We start from the raw sequence: 17,916 nt of genomic DNA on the forward strand, positions 1-17,916 counted from the left end.
ACGACGGCGGCTCACGCCCAGCGGCGACACCACTCGTACATGACGACCGCCGCGGCGGCGCTGGCGTTGATCGAGCGGGTCGATCCGTACTGCGTGATCTCGACGACGGCGGATGCCGCCGCCACCGCCTCGGCCGACAGTCCGGGACCCTCCTGCCCGAACAGCAGCACGCACCGCTCGGGCAGCTCGGACCGGTCGACCGGCAGCGACCCGTCGACGTTGTCGACCGCGATCACGGGGATCGCGGCCTCCCGGGCCCACGCGGTGAAGGCGGCGACGTCCTCGTGGTGGCGGACGTGCTGGTAGCGGTCGGTGACCATGGCGCCGCGGCGGTTCCACCGGCGCCGGCCGATGATGTGCACCTCGGCCGCGCCGAACGCGTTGGCGCTGCGGACGATCGAGCCGATGTTCATGTCGTGCTGCCAGTTCTCGATGGCGACGTGGAACGGATGCCGGTGCTCGTCGAGGTCGGCGACGATCGCGGCCATGGTCCAGTAGCGGTACCGGTCGACGACGTTGCGGCGATCGCCGTCGGCGAGCAGGTCACGGTCGTACCGGGGGTCGTCGGGCCAGGCGTCCGCTCCCCCGGGCCACGGCCCGACGCCGACGGGCAGCTGCGGCTCGCCGTCCGCGTCGGGCGCGGCTTCCGGCGATCGCGCGGGGTCGGTCATCGCTCCAGGCTACCGATCCGGCCGGTCACGGCCCTCCGGTCTGCACAACTCCGCCCGAGCCGGGCTCGCGGCCGGTTACACCCCCACCCGTCACCGCTCGGGCGGAGTCACGCAGACGCCGCATCCCCGACGTGCCACATTTCGGCGCACCGAAATCTCTGCTAATTTTTCGGCATGCCGAAAAGTCCTCCCTCGACGCTGGAGACGGGTAGCCGTGCGACCCGGCCTGCGCGGCCCGCAGCCGTACCGGCGAGGACGCGGCGCGCGGCGTGGTTGCTCGGGCCGGCGCTCGTCGCGGGGGTCGCCTACCTCGACCCGGGCAACGTCGCGAGCAACATGACCGCCGGCGCGCGCTTCGGCTACCTGCTGGTCTGGGTGGTCGTCCTGGGCAACACGATGGCGTGGCTCATCCAGTACCTGTCGGCCAAGCTGGGCATCGTCACGGGACAGAGCCTCGCCGAGACCCTCGGCACCCGCCTGCGCGCCCCCTGGGCCCGCCGCCTGTACTGGCTGCAGGCCGAGCTCGTCGCCATGGCGACCGACGTCGCCGAGGTGATCGGCGGCGCCGTCGCCCTCTGGCTGCTGTTCGGGGTGCCGCTCCCCGTCGGCGGGCTCATCACCGGGGCGGTGTCGATCGCCCTCCTGCTCGTTCAGCAGCGCCGCGGCGCCCGCAGCTTCGAGTTCGTCGTGATCGGCCTGCTCGTCGTGATCTCCATCGGCTTCACCTACGGGGTGTTCGTCGCCCCACCGGATGCCGCCGGCGTCGCCGCGGGCATGGTCCCCCGGTTCGAGGGCTCCGAGTCGGTGCTGCTCGCGGCATCCATCCTGGGTGCGACGATCATGCCGCACGCGATCTACGCGCACAGCGCGCTGGCGCGCGACCGCTTCTCCGCGCCGGGCGCGCGGGCGGAGGACCGCGCGCAGTCGACCCCGACCCTGCTGCGCGCGACCCGGTGGGACGTGACGATCGCGCTCGTCGTGGCGGGCACCGTCAACCTCGCGATCCTGCTGCTGGCCGCAGCGAACCTCGCCGGGGTGGCCGGGACCGACAGCCTCGAGGGCGCGTACGCCGCCCTCTCCGCCGGCCTCGGCGGGGTCGTCGCGACGATGTTCGCGGTCGGCCTCCTCGCGAGCGGGCTGGCCAGCACGGCGGTCGGCGCGTATGCGGGGGCCGAGATCATGCACGGACTGCTGCGCATCCGCGTGCCGCTGATCGCGAGGCGGCTCGTCACCCTCGTGCCGGCCATCGCGATCCTGGCGCTCGGGGTCGACCCGACCTGGGCGCTGATCCTCAGCCAGGTGGTGCTGAGCTTCGGCATCCCGTTCGCGCTCATCCCCCTCGTCGCACTGACGGCGCGGCGCGACGTGCTCGGCGCGCACCGCAACCGCTGGTGGACGACCGTCGCGGGCGCGCTGGCCTCGGCGTTCCTGGTGGCGCTGAACGCCGTGCTGCTGTGGCTCGTGCTGTCGGGCGGATAGTCCCGGCCCGCTAGCCTGAAGACGTGGCTGCGAACTCCGTCGCGATCGACGACTACCTGAAGACGATCTACCACCACACCGAGTGGCAGACCACGCCGATCACGTCGTCGCAGCTGGCGTCCGAGCTGAAGCTCGCTCCCTCGACGGTGACCGAGATGGTGCAGAAGCTCGTCGGCCTGGGCCTGGTCGACCACCGCCCGTACGGTCCGGTGTCCCTCACCGAGGCGGGTCGGCTCCGGGCGGCATCCATCATCCGCCGACATCGCCTCATCGAGACGTGGCTCGTGCAGGAGTTCGGCTACGCCTGGGACGAGGTGCACGACGAGGCGGAGGTGCTCGAGCACACGATCAGCGACCGACTGCTGGCGGGCATCGACGAGAGACTGGGGCACCCGCGGTTCGACCCCCATGGCGATGCGATCCCGGATGCCGCGGGCAACGTCCACCGCCTCCCGTTCGTGCTCCTGGCCGCCGCCGACCTGGGCCACACCGGCGAGGTGCTCCGCGTCAGCGACCGCGATCCCGAGCTGCTTCGGGCGCTGGAGGGAGCGGGCATCGATGTGGGGCACCGCCTCGTGGTCGCGGGAGCCGACGTCGTCCGCGTCGACGACGGCGCGACCGTGACGCTTCCCGCCGGCGCGGCCGGTGCGGTCTGGCTGACCGCCTGACCCGGGTGGCGCCCGCCCGCCGCCCCGACAGGGATGTCCCCGGCAGGGATGGTCCCCGGCAGGGATGTCCCACAAGAGGTCCTCTGCGGGCCCTCCGCACCGCACAATCTGGGACGCACCCCGCCATAAGTGGGACACGGTCGGGACGAGGGGGGCATCGCGACCGGGACCGCGGAGGAGCTGGCCGGCGGGCTCAGCGCCGCCAGGGGCGGCGGGTGCGACTGGCCTTCAGGTACGGCCAGGTGATCCCCGTGGCGTGCTCGCAGTAGGCCCACAGCCGCGCGGCGATGTCCTCGTCGCGCGTGAGCTTGCTGGCGGTGCCGAGTGCCGGCGGCCCGGCGACGAGGCGCGACGGGCCCCAGAACTGACCGCCCGTCGCGTCGGGGTCGACGAGCGCCCGCACGAGCGGCCAGGCCCCGTGCTCCTTCGACTGGGTGATCGGAGCCTGCAGGTTGTCGACGAAGCGCGTCATCCGCGACGGCTCGTTGACCCCCAGGATGCCGCGGGTGCGGCCGCTGATGGCGTAGCCCGGGTGCGCGACGACACTGTCGATGGGCACGTTCGCGGCGCGCAGCCGCCGGTCGGCCTCGAAGCCGAGAGCGGTCGTCGCGACCTTCGACTGCACGTACGCGCGCCACGGCGAGTAGTTCGTCTCCAGCTCGGGGTCGACGGGGTCGTAGTTGCCCATGGCGGTGGACATCGACCCGACCCACACCATGCGTCCGCGCCCCGCGGCGAGGGGCAGCAGCAGTTCGCCGGCGAGCGCATAGTGGCCGAGCGCGTTGGTCGCGAAGACGACCTCGTGCCCATCGGCGGTGGTCTCGCGATGGCGCGGCGGGTGCACGATCCCGGCGTTCAGCAGCAGGCCGTGCAGGCCGGCGCGGCCGCGGACGGTCGCGGCCGCCGCGCGCACCGACCCGAGGTTGCTCGTGTCGAGCAGGAGCGTCGCGATCTCGGCATCCGGCACCTGACGACGCACCGCCGCGCGCGCGACGGCGAGCTTGTTCGGATTGCGGCCGGTCATGATGACGTGGGCGCCGGCACCGGCCAGCTGCAGCGAGGAGAAGAAGCCCAAGCCCGCCGTCGACCCCGTGACGAGGTACCGCTTCCCGGACAGGTCGGGGAGCGTCGTCGGGTCCCAGTCATCGCGTGCCACGCGTCGAGACTACGACCGGACGGCCCCGCTAGGCTGGCCCCATGCGGACACGCGCCGATATCGAATGCTGGCTGACGGACATGGACGGCGTCCTCGTCCACGAGAACAAGCCCATCCCCGGCGCCGCCGAGCTGCTCGCGCAGTGGCGCGACGCCGGCACGCCGTTCCTCGTGCTGACGAACAACCCGTTCTACACGCCGCGCGATCTGAGCGCGCGGCTGCGCATCTCGGGCCTCGAGGTGCCCGAAGACCGCATCTGGACGTCGGCGCTCGCGACGGCGGACTTCCTGCGTTCGCAGCAGCCCGGCGGCACGGCGTTCGTGATCGGCGAGGCGGGGCTGACGACCGCTCTGCACGAGGCGGGGTACGTCCAGACGGAGACACAGCCCGACTACGTCGTCATCGGCGAGACCCGCAACTACTCGTTCGACCGCATCACGCAGGCGATCCGCTTCATCAACGCCGGCGCGCGCTTCATCATCACCAACCCCGATGCGACCGGTCCGACCCCGACGGGCGTCGTGCCGGCGACCGGCTCGTTCGCGGCGCTCATCACGCACGCGACCGGCAAGGAGCCCTACGTCGTCGGCAAGCCGAACCCGATGATGTTCCGCTCGGCGATGAACCGCATCGGCGCGCACTCCGAGAACACCGGGATGATCGGCGACCGCATGGACACCGACGTGGTGGCCGGCATCGAGGCGGGCCTGCACACGATCCTCGTGCGCACCGGCATCTCCGACGACGCCGAGATCGAGCGCTACCCCTTCCGCCCCGACGAGATCGTGGACTCGGTCGCCGACCTGCTCGCCGCCGAGCCGGCGGAGTCCGAGATGCCCGAGGGCCTGTGACGGAGCGCAGCTCCGGTCGACGGGTCACCCTCACCGAGGTCGCGGAGCGGGCGGGCGTCTCCCGCTCGGCCGCATCGTTCGCCCTGAACGGACGCCTCGACCAGCGCCTGTCCGAAGAGACGATGGCGCGCGTGCGCAAAGCCGCCGACGATCTCGGCTACCGCGCCAACGTCACGGCCAAGACGCTGCGCACGGGCCGGTCGGGCACCGTCGCCCTGGTCTCGGACTTCGTCAGCTCGACGTCGTTCGCCAACTCGATGGTGCGCGGGGCGCTGGAGCGCCTGCGCGAGGCGGGGCTGCTCCTGTTCACCGTCGACACGCAGGGGGATGCCGAGATGGAGCGCCGCTTCCTCGACGACCTCGTCGCCCGCGACATCGACGGCATCCTGTACGCCTCGATGTTCACGCGGCGCGTGACACCCCCGGCATCCGCCCGGCACACCCCCCTCGTGCTCATGAACTGCGAGGCCGACGCGCCCGCGATCAGCTCGGTCGTACCCGACGAGCGCGCCGCCGGAGCGGCCGCCGCCCGCGCGCTGCTGGACGCCGGCCACGACCGTGACATCTGGTTCGTCGGCACGCTGGCCCCGGGCCGCACGGGCGGCTCCGCCTGGCACGAGTGGGGTCCCGTCGCGCTGCCGCGGCGCCTCGAGGGCATCCGCGAGACGCTCGCGGAGGCGGGCATCGAGCTCGCCGGCGACGTGGCGGTGGACGATGACTGGACCGTGCACGACGGCCGGGATGCCGCGGAGCGCCTGCTCGCGACGGGGGCGCGCCCGCGGGCGATCATCTGCGTCAACGACGCCGTCGGCGTGGGGGTCTTCCAGGCCCTGCGCCGTGCGGGACTGCGGGTGCCCGACGACGTCTCGCTCGTGTCGTTCGACGGCGGCGTGCTCGCCGAGGCGACCGACCCGCAGCTCGTCTCGCTGCGCCTGCCCCAGGCCGAGATCGGTCGCCGGGCGGCGGATCTGCTGCTGTCCCCGGGCGACGGCGTGCGTCACGAGCTGGTCGAGATGCCGGTCAGCGCCGGCGGCTCCATCGCCGCACCCCGGGCGTGAGCGCCGGGGTCGAGACCCGAGTCCGATCCGCGGCGTGACGATCGCCGGAGAATCCGCGCGCTGTCGGCCGAACCGGGCCGACCGCGGGCCCATCGAACGCAGGAATCCGACGTTCGTCACGGCCGACGTCCGCCACGTCGAGGATGCCGCCCCGGCCGCTCCGATTCCTCCGGCCCGTACGGCGACATTCACGCTTGCATCGCGGTGCTATATCGGTATAGCTTGTCTCTCGACGGCGTCGGAGCCCGGAGTTCGGACACGCATGCGGATGCCGCCAGCCACCTCCATCCCGCACGTACAAAGGAGTATGACCATGAGCGCATTCACCGCTCGCACCGCCCCCAACCCCTGGTGGGTGGGCTTCGTCTGCGGGATGGCGACGTTCGTCGACGCCGCCGCGACCACCGGCATCGCCGTCGCCCTCGTGCTCTTCCAGTCGTTCGTCCCCGGCACCCCCGGGCTCACCGCGGACCAGGTGGGCCTGCTGACCGGCGTGCTGACCGCCGGGGTCGCCGTCGGCTCGCTGGTCGGCGGCCGCCTGGCCGACCGGTTCGGCCGCCGCCGCGTCTTCCTCGTGACGATGAGCCTCATCGTGCTCGGATCGCTCACGCCGTTCTTCGGCGTCTCTTTCGGGCTCCTCCTGCCCGGCATCGCGCTCATCGGCCTCGGCGTCGGCGCCGACCTGCCCGCGGCGCTCGCCTCCATCTCCGAGGCCGCCGATGACCGCAACCGCGGCAAGATCCTCGTGTTCTCGAACCTCCTGGGCGGCTTCGGCATCCTGCTGGCGGTGCTCATCGGCATCTTCTTCGGCGCGCTCGGCGAGACCGGCGGCCGCATCATGTTCGCCGCCTTCGGCGGCGTGGGGCTCGTGGTGCTCGCGCTGCGACTGACGATCCCGGAGTCGGCGACCTGGCTCGCCGCCCAGCAGGAGCGCCGCACCGGCGTGCAGACGGTGCGCGCCGAACGCGGGCGCCTGCGCGACTTCGGCCGCCCGCAGTACCGCCGCCCGTTCGTCACGCTGCTCATCTACTACACGCTCGCGTCCATCGCGATCAGCGTCGCCGGCAGCTTCGGCACCTTCGTCGCCGTGAACGTCGCCGGCATCCCGGTGAACGAGTACCAGACGTGGACGCTGCTGGCGATGCCCGCCGCGATCCTCGGCGCGGTGTGGTTCATGGCCGTCGCCGACACGACGTTCCGCATGAGCTACTACGTGGCGGGCGCGATCGCGGTCGTCGTCGCGAACCTCGTGCCCGTGGTGTTCGGCTTCACCCTGCCCGCCCTCGTCGTCTCGGTCGTCGTGACGACGTTCGCCGGCGCCTTCTGCTTCGAGACGATCATGAAGGTGTGGACGCAGGAGTCGTTCCCGACCATGCTCCGCTCCACCGCGCAGGGCACCGTCTACGCCGTCGCCCGCTTCGCGACGGCCGGGTTCAACGTCGTCACACCGGCTCTTCTCGCCCTCAACCCGAGCGGTGTCTATGTGGGTGTGTCGGTCGTCGCCGCCGCCGGCTTCCTCATCGGCTGGATCGGCTTCCGCCGCGGCGTGACGAACTCGTTCGACGTGGAGTCGGAGACGGTCACGGCATCCACCGACCTCCCCCGCTCTGCGACGCTCGCCCGCTGACCCCGACGAAAGAACTCCCATGCGACTCGTTCCCTTCGAGACCACCGTCCGCGCACGGACGCTGCGCGGCACGCACTGCCTGCCGGATGCCGCGGCGGGCGCGGCCCGGGAGCCGCGACCGACCGTCGTGCTGCTGCACGGCTTCGGCGGATCGCGGGTGGAGACCACCGGCGTCTTCGTGACGCTCGCCCGCGCGCTGGTCGCGGCCGGGTTCGGCGTGCTGGCGTTCGACCGCGCCGGTCACGGCGAGAGCGACGGGGAGTTCTTCGACACGACGGCATCCGGCGACATCGCCGATACGGCGGTCGTGCTGGCGGCGGTGCGGCAGAGGCCCGAGGTGGATGCCGAGAACCTCCACCTCGTCGGCATGAGCCTCGGCTCGGTCATCGCGGCGGCCGTTGCGGCCGAGGCGGGGGGCGGGGCCGACATCCGGTCGCTGACGATGTGGTCGACGGCCGCCGTGTTCGTCGACGACATCCGCTCGGGGCAGATCCAGGGGCGTTCGCTGGCCGCGCTCGACGGCCCGGACGGGTTCTTCGACTTCCTCGGCATGCGGATGGGACCGGCCATGCGCGACGACGCCCTCACGTTCGACCCGTACGCGCGGGCCGCCGGGTACGGCGGGCCGGCGCTCCTGTTGCACGGCACGGCGGACTTCGTGCCCGTCTCCTATGCCGAGCGCTACGCCGCGGCGGATGTGTTCGGCGAGCGCGCCGAGGTGGTCGTCGTCGAGGGGGCCGATCACGGGTGGGCCGAGCTCCCCCAGCGCGACGAGCTGATCTCCCGCACCGTCTCGTTCATCCAGATCCACTCCGAGAGGACCGCATCGTGAGCACGTCCGTCACCTCCACCCGCGCCACCGACACGACCGGGATCGGCGAGGTCGTGCGCCTCGGCGAGGCTCAGGTGCTGCTGGAGGGGCACCTCGACGTCGACGAGAGCCGCGGCATCCGCCCCCTGCGCCTGCCACGCAGCACGTGGGCGCAGTTCCCGCCGAACGGCGAGATCCTGCGGGCGATCACGGCGAACGCCAGCGGCGTGCGGCTGCGGTTCACGACCGCCGCGACGCGGCTGTCGCTGACGCTGCGGTGCACGCAGCTGTACTTCGCCGAGCTCGCCGGGCCGGTCAACGATGTGGTCGTCGAGGTCGACGGCCGGCCGGTGCACACGGCGCGCGCCCCCATCACCGACCTGCGGCGGCTGTCGTGGACCGGGGATGCCGCGGCCGACGAGCCCGTCACCGAGCCCGCGACGCTGGAGATCGCCCTGGGCGACACGGGCGGCACGGGCGACTCGGGCGGTGCGGCGACCGAGAAGGCCGTGACCGTGTGGCTGCCGCAGGGGATGATCGTCGATCTGCTCGACCTCCGGGCCGACGCCCCGGTGACCGCCGCGGAGCCGTCGCGCGCACCGGTGTGGATCCACCACGGCAGCTCGATCAGCCACTGCGTCGAGACGCCGTCGCCGACCGGGGTGTGGCCCGTGATCGCGGCGCGGACGAGCGATCTCTCGCTGATCAACCTGGGTTTCGGCGGACAGTGCATGCTCGATCCGTTCGTCGCCGACACCATCGCCGCCACGCCCGCCGACGTGATCACGCTGAAGGTGGGCATCAACATCGTGGGGGCGCGGTCGTTCGATCAGCGCACGTTCACCCCCGCGGTGCACGGCTTCCTCGATCGGGTGCGCGCCGGGCATCCCGACACCCCCATCGTGCTGGCGTCGTCGATCCTCTGGCCGGGAAGCGAGGACACCCCCGGACCGTCGGACGTCGAGTTCTTCGACGACGGTCACGTCCGCTGCCATGCCGCCGGGGAGGCCGCCGACGTCGCCCGCGGCGCGCTGACGATGACCGAGTCGCGGCGGCAGCTGGCCGAGGTGGTGCGGGTGCGCGCGGCATCCGGGGAGCGGATCGCGTACCTCGACGGACTGAGTCTCTACGGCCCCGACGATCAGGCGCGCTACACGCTGCCCGACAGCCTGCATCCCGACACGGAGCTGTATGCCGAGATCGCGGCGCGGTTCGCCGCCGCGGTGTTCGGCGCGGGCGGGCTCGTTCCGCGGACCGGGCTCGCCCCGCGGACGCGGCTAGGCTGAGACTGCCCGCCTCCACGCGGGCGGAGGAGACACCGTGAACGCGACCGAGCAGACCCTGCTGTTCGCCTCGACCGCCCTCGTGCTGGCCGGGACGCTCGTCGTGTTCGTCATGCAGGTGATCCGCGGCCGCCGGCGCGACCGTGGCGACGGGAGCGACCAGTGATGGCCATCGTGTTCGTCGTCACGGCGATGATCCTGCTGATCGTCGCGCTCGTACTGTTCGTGCGCGGCCGCCGCGACGCCCCGCAGGGAACCCCGCTGCCCAACGGCCGCGGCATCCTGCTGCTGACGCTCGCGGGCCTCGTGTTCGCACTGGCGTCGCAGCTGCCCATCTTCCGCTGAGCCACCTCTCCCCGGTCATCGTCGCCGGAATCGGATGCCGAGAACGGATTCGGATCTGCCGGCCGACGGCATCCGAATCCGTCAGCGATCTCCGCATCCGTTGCGGCGCGGGACGCGCGAGCCGCAGGCCCTTACTGCGCCTGCAGGCCCAGGTCGTCGAGGTCGATGATCGACCGCCACTCGTAGCCGGCGGCCTCGACGGCGGCCTGGGCGCCGGTCTTGCGGTCGACGACCGTGACCACCGCGACGATCTCCGCACCGGCGGCGGCGGCGACCTCGGCGGCCTTCAGGGGGGAGCCGCCCGTGGTGGAGGTGTCCTCGACGATCACGACACGCTTCCCGGCCACCTCGGCGCCCTCGATCTGGCGACCGCGTCCGTGGTCCTTCGGCTCCTTGCGCACGACGAACGCGTCCACGGGGGTACCGGCGGCGACCGACGCGTGCATGACGGCGTTCGCGATCGGGTCGGCCCCCAGGGTGAGGCCGCCCACGGCATCCACGTTCAGGTCGCGCACCGCGTCGAGCACGAGCCGGCCGATCGCGGGAGCCGCGCGGTGGTCGAGCGTGAGCTTACGCATGTCGACGTAGTACGTCGCCTTCTTGCCGCTGGAGAGCGTGAAGTCGCCGTGGAAGACGGCTTCGGCGGCGATGAGGTCGACGAGGGCGCGGCGCTCGGACTCGAGCTCGGGCGTGGAGGCGGCGGTCATGCACACGAGTCTACGGAAGCGAAGAACCGGGATTATTTCCGCGTCATCACCCGCCGCGGCGTCCGCCCCGCGCCCTAGAGTCGGGAACGTCACCCGGCGCGGTGCCCGGGCGATCCCGGACGCTCCGCCCGACCCGATCGAAGGAGCACCATGGCCCGTATCGGCATCGTCCGCGAGCGGGACGGCGAGACCCGCGTCGCCGCCTCCCCCACCACCGTCGGCAAGATCCGCGCGCTCGGCTACGACGTGAGCGTCGAGGCGGGCGCGGGCGCGGCGTCGTCGTTCCCGGATGCCGCCTACACCGCCGCCGGCGCGACCATCGCCACCCGCGACGAGACCTGGGGCGCCGACGTCGTCCTGTCGGTCGCGGCCCCGACGGATGCCGAGATCGCGCTGCTGCAGCCGGGGGCGACGCTCATCGGCATCCTGAGCCCCGCACTCAACCACGACCTGCTCGCCGCCCTCGCCGCCCGCGGCGTGACGGCCCTCGCCATGGACGCCGTGCCGCGCATCTCGCGCGCGCAGTCGATGGACGTGCTCAGCTCCATGGCCAACATCGCCGGCTACCGCGCCGTCGTCGAGGCCGCGAACGAGTTCGGCCGCTTCTTCACCGGGCAGGTCACCGCCGCCGGCAAGGTCCCACCCGCCAAGGTGCTCGTCGCCGGCGCGGGCGTCGCCGGACTCGCCGCGATCGGCGCCGCCTCGAGCCTCGGCGCGATCGTCCGCGCCACCGACCCGCGCCCCGAGGTCGCCGACCAGGTCGCCTCGATCGGCGGCACCTACCTCGAGGTCGTCGTGCCCGACGAGCAGAAGGAGGTCTCGGCCGACGGCTACGCCAAGGCCACCAGCGCCGCCTACGACGCCGCGGCCGCGAAGCTGTACAGCGACCAGGCCGCCGACGTCGACATCGTCATCACGACGGCGCTCATCCCGGGTCGCGCGGCCCCGCGACTGATCACCACCGCCGACGTCGCCGCGATGAAGCCCGGCAGCGTCATCGTCGACATGGCCGCGGGCCAGGGCGGCAACGTCGAGGGCTCCGTCGCCGGCGAGCGCGTCGTCACCGCGAACGGCGTCATCGTCCTCGGCTACACCGACCTCGCCGGACGCCTCCCCCAACAGGCGTCGCAGCTCTACGGCACCAACCTGCTGAACCTGCTCGCCCTCCTCACCCCCGGCAAGGACGGGCAGCTCGTCATCGACGACACCGACGTCGTGCAGCGCGCCGTCACCGTCACGCGCGGCGGCGCCGTCACCTGGCCGCCGCCGCCCGTGCAGGTCTCGGCCGCGCCCGCGACGCCGGGGGCGGATGCCGCGGCATCCACCCCCGCGCCGGCCGCCAAGAAGGGGCTCTCGGCGGGAGCGAAGACCGGTCTGATCGTCGCCGGCATCGCCGCGCTGTTCCTCGTGTGCGCCGTCGCGCCCGCGCCCCTGCCGCAGCACATCCTCGTTCTCACCCTGTCGGTCGTGATCGGCTTCTACGTCATCGGCAAGGTCGCCCACGCCCTGCACACGCCGCTGATGAGCGTCACCAACGCGATCAGCGGCATCATCGTCGTCGGCGCCATGACCCAGATCGTCGTGCCGAACCCCGTGGTGCAGGTGCTCGCGGCGATCGCGGTGCTCCTGGCATCCATCAACATCTTCGGAGGCTTCGCGGTGACCCGTCGCATGCTCGCCATGTTCCAGAAGGGCGACCAGAAGTGACCGCGCTCGCTCAGTCCGTCTCGACCGCCGCGTACATCGTCGCGGCGCTGCTGTTCATCCTCGCCCTCGCCGGCCTCAGCAAACAGGAGACCGCCCGTCGCGGCGTCGTCTACGGCATCACCGGCATGGCGATCGCCCTGCTCGCCACTCTCGTGCTCGTCATCGCGAACGGCACCCTCCTGCCCGACGGCGCGACCGCCGCGCTCGGGGTCGGGCTGCTCGTGGCCGCGGTCGTGGTCGGCGGAGCCATCGGCCTGTGGCGGGCGCGCGTGGTCGAGATGACCGGCATGCCCGAGCTCATCGCCCTGCTGCACTCCTTCGTGGGCCTCGCGGCCGTGCTCGTCGGCTGGAACGGCCACCTGTACGCCGACGGGATCGCGCCCGAGCTCGTCGGCATCCACCACGCGGAGGTGTTCATCGGGGTGTTCATCGGCGCCGTGACCTTCACCGGCTCGATCGTCGCCTTCCTGAAGCTCTCGGGGCGCATGTCGTCGAAGCCGCTCATGCTGCCCGGCAAGAACGCCCTCAACGTCGGCGCGCTCGTGCTGTTCCTCGCCCTGACCGTCTGGTACGTCGCGACCCCGTCAATCTGGCTGCTCGTCGCCGTGACCGTGCTCGCCCTCGCCCTGGGCTGGCACCTGGTGGCCTCGATCGGCGGCGGCGACATGCCGGTCGTCGTCTCGATGCTCAACAGCTACTCCGGCTGGGCGGCGGCCGCGGCGGGCTTCCTCCTGAACAACGACCTGCTGATCGTCACCGGCGCCCTCGTGGGCTCGTCGGGTGCGTACCTCTCGTACATCATGTGCAAGGCGATGAACCGGTCGTTCCTGTCGGTCATCGCCGGCGGGTTCGGCATCGAGGCGCCCCGCAGCGCCGACGCCGAGGAGGGCGAGCACCACGAGACGGATGCCGCAGCCGTCGCCGAGCTCCTCCGCGACGCCCGGTCGGTCATCATCACCCCCGGCTACGGCATGGCCGTCGCCCAGGCGCAGTACCCGGTCGCCGACCTCACGAAGCGGCTGCGCGACCGGGGCATCGAGGTGCGCTTCGGCATCCACCCCGTCGCCGGGCGTCTGCCGGGCCACATGAACGTGCTGCTGGCCGAGGCCAAGGTCCCGTACGACATCGTGCTGGAACTCGATGAGATCAACGACGACTTCGCCGACACCGACGTGGTGCTCGTGATCGGCGCGAACGACACGGTCAACCCGGCCGCGGCGGAAGACCCGGGCTCGCCCATCGCCGGCATGCCGGTGCTGCACGTGTGGGAGGCGCGCAGCGTCATCGTGTTCAAGCGGTCGATGGCCTCGGGCTACGCCGGAGTGCAGAACCCGCTGTTCTTCCGCGACAACACGCAGATGCTGTTCGGCGACGCCAAGCAGCGTGTGGAGGACATCCTGCGGGCGCTGTGACCCGAGTCTGCCTGCACAACTCCGCCGGAAGCGCGTGGCGCGGGTACCGAGGCAGCACTGCCGACGGCTGGGGAGGAGTTGTGCAGGCGGGCGCCGGGTGACCGGGGCGTCGGCGGGGGCCAATACGCTGGATGCCATGCGCATCGCCACCTGGAACGTCAACTCGATCCGCGCCCGCGTCGTCCGCACGGTCGACTTCGCCGTCCGCGAGGGCATCGACGTGCTGGCGATGCAAGAGATCAAGTGCAAGCCCGAGCAGTTCCCGTACGAGGCGTTCGAAGAGGCGGGCTACACCGTCGAGGCGCACGGGCTCAACCAGTGGAACGGCGTCGCGATCGCCAGCCGAGAGCCGATCGAGGACCTGCAGGTCGGGTTCCCCGGCATGCCCGGCTTCGCGAAGGGCCACGACGGTCCCGGCGCTCCTCTCGAAGCCCGCGCGCTCGGTGCCACGATCGGCGGCGTCGAGGTCTGGAGCCTCTATGTGCCCAACGGTCGCGGGCTCGACGACCCGCACTACCGCTACAAGCTCGACTGGCTGGAGGCGCTCCGCGGCTACACCGCCGACACGCTCGCCGCCGACCCCGACCGGGCGCTGGCGCTCACCGGCGACTTCAACATCGCCCCGACGGATGCCGACAACGGCGACCCCACCGTCGTCGAGGGCGTGACCACCCACGTCTCCCCGCCCGAGCGCGCCGCGTTCCAGGCGCTCCTCGACGCCGGCCTGGCCGACACCGTCCGTCCGCTCGTACCCACGGGCTACACCTACTGGGACTACAAGCAGCTGCGCTTCCCGCGCAACGAAGGTCTGCGCATCGATTTCATCCTCGGTTCGCACGCCTTCGCCGACGCGGTGACCGCGGCCGCCATCCACCGCGACGAGCGCAAGGGCGAGATCCCCAGCGATCACGTTCCGGTGGTCGTCGACCTCGACCTCGAGGGCCCGGACGACGACGACCGGCCGATGATCTGGTGACCGGGCGCTCGCGCGTTTCGACTCGCTGCGCTCGCTCAACGACCGGGGGTCAGGTCATGTCGCCGGTCGTGACGTCGCCGTCGGGGGCGTAGCGCAGCAGCAGCGTGCCGGTGGGGCCCGACACGGCCGGGGCGATCAACCGCAGCCGCGCCGGTGCGGCGCCGTCCGGGAACACCTTCTTGCCCTGTCCGAGCACCAACGGATGCACCCACAGCTTCAGCTCGTCGTAGACGCGGGCGCGCAGCAGGGTCTGGGCGAAGTCGACGCTGCCGATCACGTGCACCTCCGCGTGGCGGTCGCGCAGCGCGTCGACGGCCGCGACGACCTCGGCATCCGGGCCCGTCAGCACACTCGTGCCCGCCCACCCCGGTTCGAGACCGGCCCGGGTCGCCACATACTTCGGGATCGCATCGAAGTGCCGACCGATGAACCCCTCGGGCCCGTCGGTGTGGTGCGGCCAGTACCCGGCGAAGATGTCGTAGGTGCGTCGTCCCAGCAGGAGGGCGTCCATCCGACGGATGCCGCTGCCGACGTCCTCGCCGATGACGGCATCCTCGAACGGCGCCTGCCATCCGCCGAACGGGAACCCGCCGCTGGTGTCCTCCTCGGGGCCGCCCGGTGCCTGGGCGACGCCGTCGAGCGTCGCGAACAGGTCGATGACGATCCGCCCGCGCATCACGCGCCGCCCGCGTCGCCGCCCGACGCGTCGGCGTCCGCCGGCGGTCCCTGCTCGGCGGCGACGGGATCCATGTACAGGAAGCCGAGGCTGTTGCCGTCGGGATCGTCGAGGTCGCGGCTGTACATGAAGCCGTAGTCCTGGGCGGGGCGCGGCTCGGTGCCGCCGGCGGCGACACCGGCCTCGACGATCGCGTCGACGTCCTCCCGCGAGTCGCGCGAGAACGACAACGACGTCTGGGCCCATTCCTTCGGCTCGCCCACCGGCTTGTCGGTGAAGGTCGCGAAGTACTCGCGGCGCAGCACCATGAAGTAGATGTCGCCCGACCAGACGACGCACGCGGCGTTCTCGTCGGTGAAGTTCGGGTTGATGTCGCAGCCGAGGGCCCGGTAGAAGTCCATGCTGCGCTCGAGGTCGCTCGTCGGGATGTTCACGAAGATGCTCGTCATACAGCGAGCATGCACCGCGCCGCCCGCCGCGTCGAGACCCTCTCCGTCGCACGGGGGATGCCGCGGCATCCGCCTCGCCCTAGCGTGGAGGGATGAGCTCGACCGACCTCGACCGCACGACGACGCCCGCCCAGCGGCGCAACGACGTCTGGCTCGCGCTGGCGCTGCTCGTCAGTGCGGTGATCAGCGCCTGGCTCGGGAAGGTCGCGGGGTTCTACGGCGAGGACACGCCCGCCTTCGGATGGGCCCTGGTGTACGTCGCCGCCCTCACGCTCCCGCTCGCGCTGCGTCGTCGCTTCCCGGAGATCACGCTGATCGTGGTGGCACTCGCCTTCTTCGTGGGCGTCTCGGCCCGCATCCCCGAGGTGTACGTCAGCAACGTCGCGGTGTTCATCGCGATGTACACCGTGGGCGCCTGGGTGAGCGACCGTCGACGCGCGACCGTCGTGCGGCTGGCCGTCGTGGTCGGGATGTTCCTCTGGCTGCTCGTGACGACGTTCCAGGCGGCGATCGACCCGGACGGCGCCGGCCCGTCGCGCGCCGGACTGTTCTCCCCGTTCGCGGCGTGGATGATCATCCAGTTCCTCGTGAACGTGGCGTTCTTCGGCGGCGCGTTCTTCTTCGGGGAGCGGGCCTGGGCCGACGCACGCTCGCGCGCCGTGCTGGAAGAGCGCACGCGAGAGCTCGAACGCGAACGCGAGCTGACCGCCGCGCAGGCCGTCGCCCTCGATCGGGTGCGCATCGCGCGCGAGCTGCACGACGTCGTCGCCCACCACGTCTCGGCCATGGGGGTGCAGGCCGGCGCCGCCCGCACCGTGCTCGATCACGACTCCGACGCCGCCCGCGAGGCGCTCGTGACGGTCGAGGCGTCCGCCCGCGAGGCCCTGAGCGAGTTGCGTCAGCTGCTCGAGACGCTGCGCACGCCCGACGCCGACACCCCAGCGGCGTCGACGGTGCGCCTCGCGTCGATCCCCGAGCTGGTCGCGCACGCCAACGACAACGGGATGCCGACGACCTTCGCCGTCGTGGGCGACGCCGTCGAGCCGCCCGAGCTCGTGCAGGTGAACCTCTACCGCATCGCGCAGGAGGCGCTCACCAATGCCCGTCGCCACGGCGGGCCGGATGCCGCGGCCGATGTCCGCCTGCGCTTCGCCGACGACCACGTCGAGCTCGAGGTCGCCAACAGCGGCCGCGAGCACGTCGCCGGGCGCGCAGGGCTGGGCATCGTCGGCATGCGCGAGCGCGCGGCCGCGTCGGGCGGCACCCTCGAGGCCGGTCCGCGCCCGCGCGGCGGGTTCCTCGTCCGGGTGCGCGTGCCGGCGCGGGCGAAGGAGGCGCGGTCGTGAGCGCCCCCGTGCGCGTGCTGCTCGTCGACGACCACGCCGTGATGCGTGCGGGGTTCCGCATGATCCTCGAGGCGCAGGGCGACATCGTCGTCGTCGGGGAGGCGGGATCGGGCGCCGAAGCGCTGACCGCGGCCTCCGCCCTGCGACCCGACGTCATCTGCATGGACGTGCAGATGCCCGACATGGACGGCCTCGAGGCGACCCGCCGGATCGTCTCCGATCCCGACGTCGACGCGGTCGTGGTCATCGTGACCACCTTCGACCGCGACGACTACCTCTTCCAGGCGCTGCACGCCGGCGCGAGCGGCTTCCTCCTGAAGAACGCCGGCCCCGAAGAGCTCGTGACCGCCGTGCGTGTCGCGGCAGCCGGCGACGCGCTGCTCGCGCCCGCCGTGACGCGCCGCGTGATCGAGCGCTTCGCGGCATCCCCCGCGTACGCGGCCCCGTCGGCGGCGCCCGCGGCGCAGAAGCCGCGCGCCGCGCTGGTCGCCGAGCTGACCGATCGCGAGGCGGAGGTGCTGCGGTTGCTCGCCGACGCGCGCAGCAACGCCGAGATCGCGACGGCGCTGTTCATCGGAGAGGCGACGGTGAAGACGCACGTCTCGAACGTGCTGCAGAAGCTCGGCGCCCGTGACCGGGTCGCCGCGGTGGTCTACGCCCACCGGCACGGTCTGGTCTGACCGGCGCCGGGTGC

The 17,916-nt window shown here is 72.2% G+C and carries 19 protein-coding genes; 14 read left to right on the forward strand and 5 right to left on the reverse strand.

The window, feature by feature from the left end:
• Window positions 1-11: 11 nt before the first annotated feature.
• Window positions 12-671, reverse strand: a complete 660-nt coding sequence (locus AC6CQV_RS12985; protein WP_498259684.1) for a TrmH family RNA methyltransferase — start codon at window positions 669-671, stop codon at window positions 12-14.
• A 174-nt stretch (window positions 672-845) separates the two neighbouring features.
• Between AC6CQV_RS12985 and AC6CQV_RS12990 the strand changes: the two genes are divergently transcribed.
• Window positions 846-2,150 carry an Nramp family divalent metal transporter gene (locus AC6CQV_RS12990; protein WP_498259685.1) on the forward strand — a complete coding sequence of 435 codons (1,305 nt, stop codon included), beginning with the start codon at window positions 846-848 and terminating at the stop codon, window positions 2,148-2,150.
• A 23-nt stretch (window positions 2,151-2,173) separates the two neighbouring features.
• The gene (locus AC6CQV_RS12995; protein WP_060959696.1) at window positions 2,174-2,818 is read left to right on the forward strand and encodes a metal-dependent transcriptional regulator; all 645 of its coding nucleotides are present in this window, start codon (window positions 2,174-2,176) and stop codon (window positions 2,816-2,818) included.
• Window positions 2,819-3,011: 193 nt separating this feature from the next.
• Here AC6CQV_RS12995 and AC6CQV_RS13000 read toward each other — a convergent pair whose 3' ends face one another.
• Window positions 3,012-3,974 carry an SDR family NAD(P)-dependent oxidoreductase gene (locus AC6CQV_RS13000; protein WP_498259686.1) on the reverse strand — a complete coding sequence of 321 codons (963 nt, stop codon included), beginning with the start codon at window positions 3,972-3,974 and terminating at the stop codon, window positions 3,012-3,014.
• A gap of 41 nt (window positions 3,975-4,015) precedes the next feature.
• Between AC6CQV_RS13000 and AC6CQV_RS13005 the strand changes: the two genes are divergently transcribed.
• The 7 genes from AC6CQV_RS13005 to AC6CQV_RS13035 all read left to right on the forward strand — a co-directional run bounded on the left by AC6CQV_RS13005 (window position 4,016) and on the right by AC6CQV_RS13035 (window position 9,949).
• A complete protein-coding gene (locus tag AC6CQV_RS13005) occupies window positions 4,016-4,825 on the forward strand; it encodes an HAD-IIA family hydrolase (RefSeq protein ID WP_060959698.1) in 810 nt (269 codons plus the stop codon).
• Complete coding sequence (locus tag AC6CQV_RS13010) at window positions 4,822-5,883, forward strand: LacI family DNA-binding transcriptional regulator (RefSeq protein WP_498259687.1); 1,062 nt, start codon at window positions 4,822-4,824, stop codon at window positions 5,881-5,883. Before AC6CQV_RS13005 ends, AC6CQV_RS13010 begins: the two co-directional genes overlap by 4 nt.
• A 313-nt stretch (window positions 5,884-6,196) precedes the next feature.
• On the forward strand, window positions 6,197-7,510 hold the full coding sequence (locus tag AC6CQV_RS13015) for an MFS transporter (RefSeq protein WP_498259688.1): 1,314 nt from the start codon (window positions 6,197-6,199) through the stop codon (window positions 7,508-7,510).
• A 19-nt stretch (window positions 7,511-7,529) separates the two neighbouring features.
• Window positions 7,530-8,342 carry an alpha/beta hydrolase family protein gene (locus AC6CQV_RS13020; RefSeq protein WP_498259689.1) on the forward strand — a complete coding sequence of 271 codons (813 nt, stop codon included), beginning with the start codon at window positions 7,530-7,532 and terminating at the stop codon, window positions 8,340-8,342.
• A complete protein-coding gene (locus AC6CQV_RS13025) occupies window positions 8,339-9,607 on the forward strand; it encodes a GDSL-type esterase/lipase family protein (protein WP_498259690.1) in 1,269 nt (422 codons plus the stop codon). The genes AC6CQV_RS13020 and AC6CQV_RS13025 overlap by 4 nt, the downstream gene beginning before the upstream one ends.
• Before the next feature lie 34 nt (window positions 9,608-9,641).
• Complete coding sequence (locus AC6CQV_RS13030; RefSeq protein ID WP_255266080.1) at window positions 9,642-9,770, forward strand: hypothetical protein; 129 nt, start codon at window positions 9,642-9,644, stop codon at window positions 9,768-9,770.
• Window positions 9,770-9,949 carry a hypothetical protein gene (locus AC6CQV_RS13035; RefSeq protein WP_223848799.1) on the forward strand — a complete coding sequence of 60 codons (180 nt, stop codon included), beginning with the start codon at window positions 9,770-9,772 and terminating at the stop codon, window positions 9,947-9,949. Before AC6CQV_RS13030 ends, AC6CQV_RS13035 begins: the two co-directional genes overlap by 1 nt.
• A 131-nt stretch (window positions 9,950-10,080) precedes the next feature.
• On the opposite strand, the gene pyrE is transcribed toward AC6CQV_RS13035, so the two are convergent.
• Entirely contained in the window at window positions 10,081-10,656 is a 576-nt protein-coding gene (pyrE, locus tag AC6CQV_RS13040; RefSeq protein WP_060959703.1) for an orotate phosphoribosyltransferase, read from the reverse strand.
• 150 nt (window positions 10,657-10,806) lie between these two features.
• Between pyrE and AC6CQV_RS13045 the strand changes: the two genes are divergently transcribed.
• The 3 genes from AC6CQV_RS13045 to AC6CQV_RS13055 all read left to right on the forward strand — a co-directional run bounded on the left by AC6CQV_RS13045 (window position 10,807) and on the right by AC6CQV_RS13055 (window position 14,751).
• A complete protein-coding gene (locus AC6CQV_RS13045) occupies window positions 10,807-12,363 on the forward strand; it encodes a Re/Si-specific NAD(P)(+) transhydrogenase subunit alpha (protein ID WP_498259691.1) in 1,557 nt (518 codons plus the stop codon).
• Entirely contained in the window at window positions 12,360-13,775 is a 1,416-nt protein-coding gene (gene pntB / locus AC6CQV_RS13050; protein WP_498259692.1) for a Re/Si-specific NAD(P)(+) transhydrogenase subunit beta, read from the forward strand. The genes AC6CQV_RS13045 and pntB overlap by 4 nt, the downstream gene beginning before the upstream one ends.
• 136 nt (window positions 13,776-13,911) lie before the next feature.
• On the forward strand, window positions 13,912-14,751 hold the full coding sequence (locus AC6CQV_RS13055) for an exodeoxyribonuclease III (protein ID WP_060959706.1): 840 nt from the start codon (window positions 13,912-13,914) through the stop codon (window positions 14,749-14,751).
• Between the two features lie 49 nt (window positions 14,752-14,800).
• Here the strand turns inward: AC6CQV_RS13055 and AC6CQV_RS13060 are convergent, their stop codons facing one another.
• Both AC6CQV_RS13060 and AC6CQV_RS13065 read right to left on the reverse strand, forming a co-directional pair.
• Window positions 14,801-15,427: a dihydrofolate reductase family protein gene (locus AC6CQV_RS13060; RefSeq protein ID WP_498259693.1), complete on the reverse strand. Its 627-nt coding sequence runs from the start codon at window positions 15,425-15,427 to the stop codon at window positions 14,801-14,803.
• Window positions 15,427-15,876 (reverse strand): VOC family protein, encoded by a 450-nt coding sequence (locus AC6CQV_RS13065; protein WP_498259694.1) that lies wholly within the window; start codon window positions 15,874-15,876, stop codon window positions 15,427-15,429. Before AC6CQV_RS13065 ends, AC6CQV_RS13060 begins: the two co-directional genes overlap by 1 nt.
• A 92-nt stretch (window positions 15,877-15,968) precedes the next feature.
• On the opposite strand from AC6CQV_RS13065, the gene AC6CQV_RS13070 reads away from it, so the two are divergent.
• Window positions 15,969-17,222 (forward strand): sensor histidine kinase, encoded by a 1,254-nt coding sequence (locus AC6CQV_RS13070; RefSeq protein WP_498259695.1) that lies wholly within the window; start codon window positions 15,969-15,971, stop codon window positions 17,220-17,222.
• The gene (locus AC6CQV_RS13075; RefSeq protein ID WP_101305376.1) at window positions 17,219-17,902 is read left to right on the forward strand and encodes a response regulator; all 684 of its coding nucleotides are present in this window, start codon (window positions 17,219-17,221) and stop codon (window positions 17,900-17,902) included. The genes AC6CQV_RS13070 and AC6CQV_RS13075 overlap by 4 nt, the downstream gene beginning before the upstream one ends.
• The last annotated feature ends 14 nt before the right edge of the window (window positions 17,903-17,916 follow it).

It is taken from the genome of Microbacterium sp. EG9, from assembly GCF_059759475.1.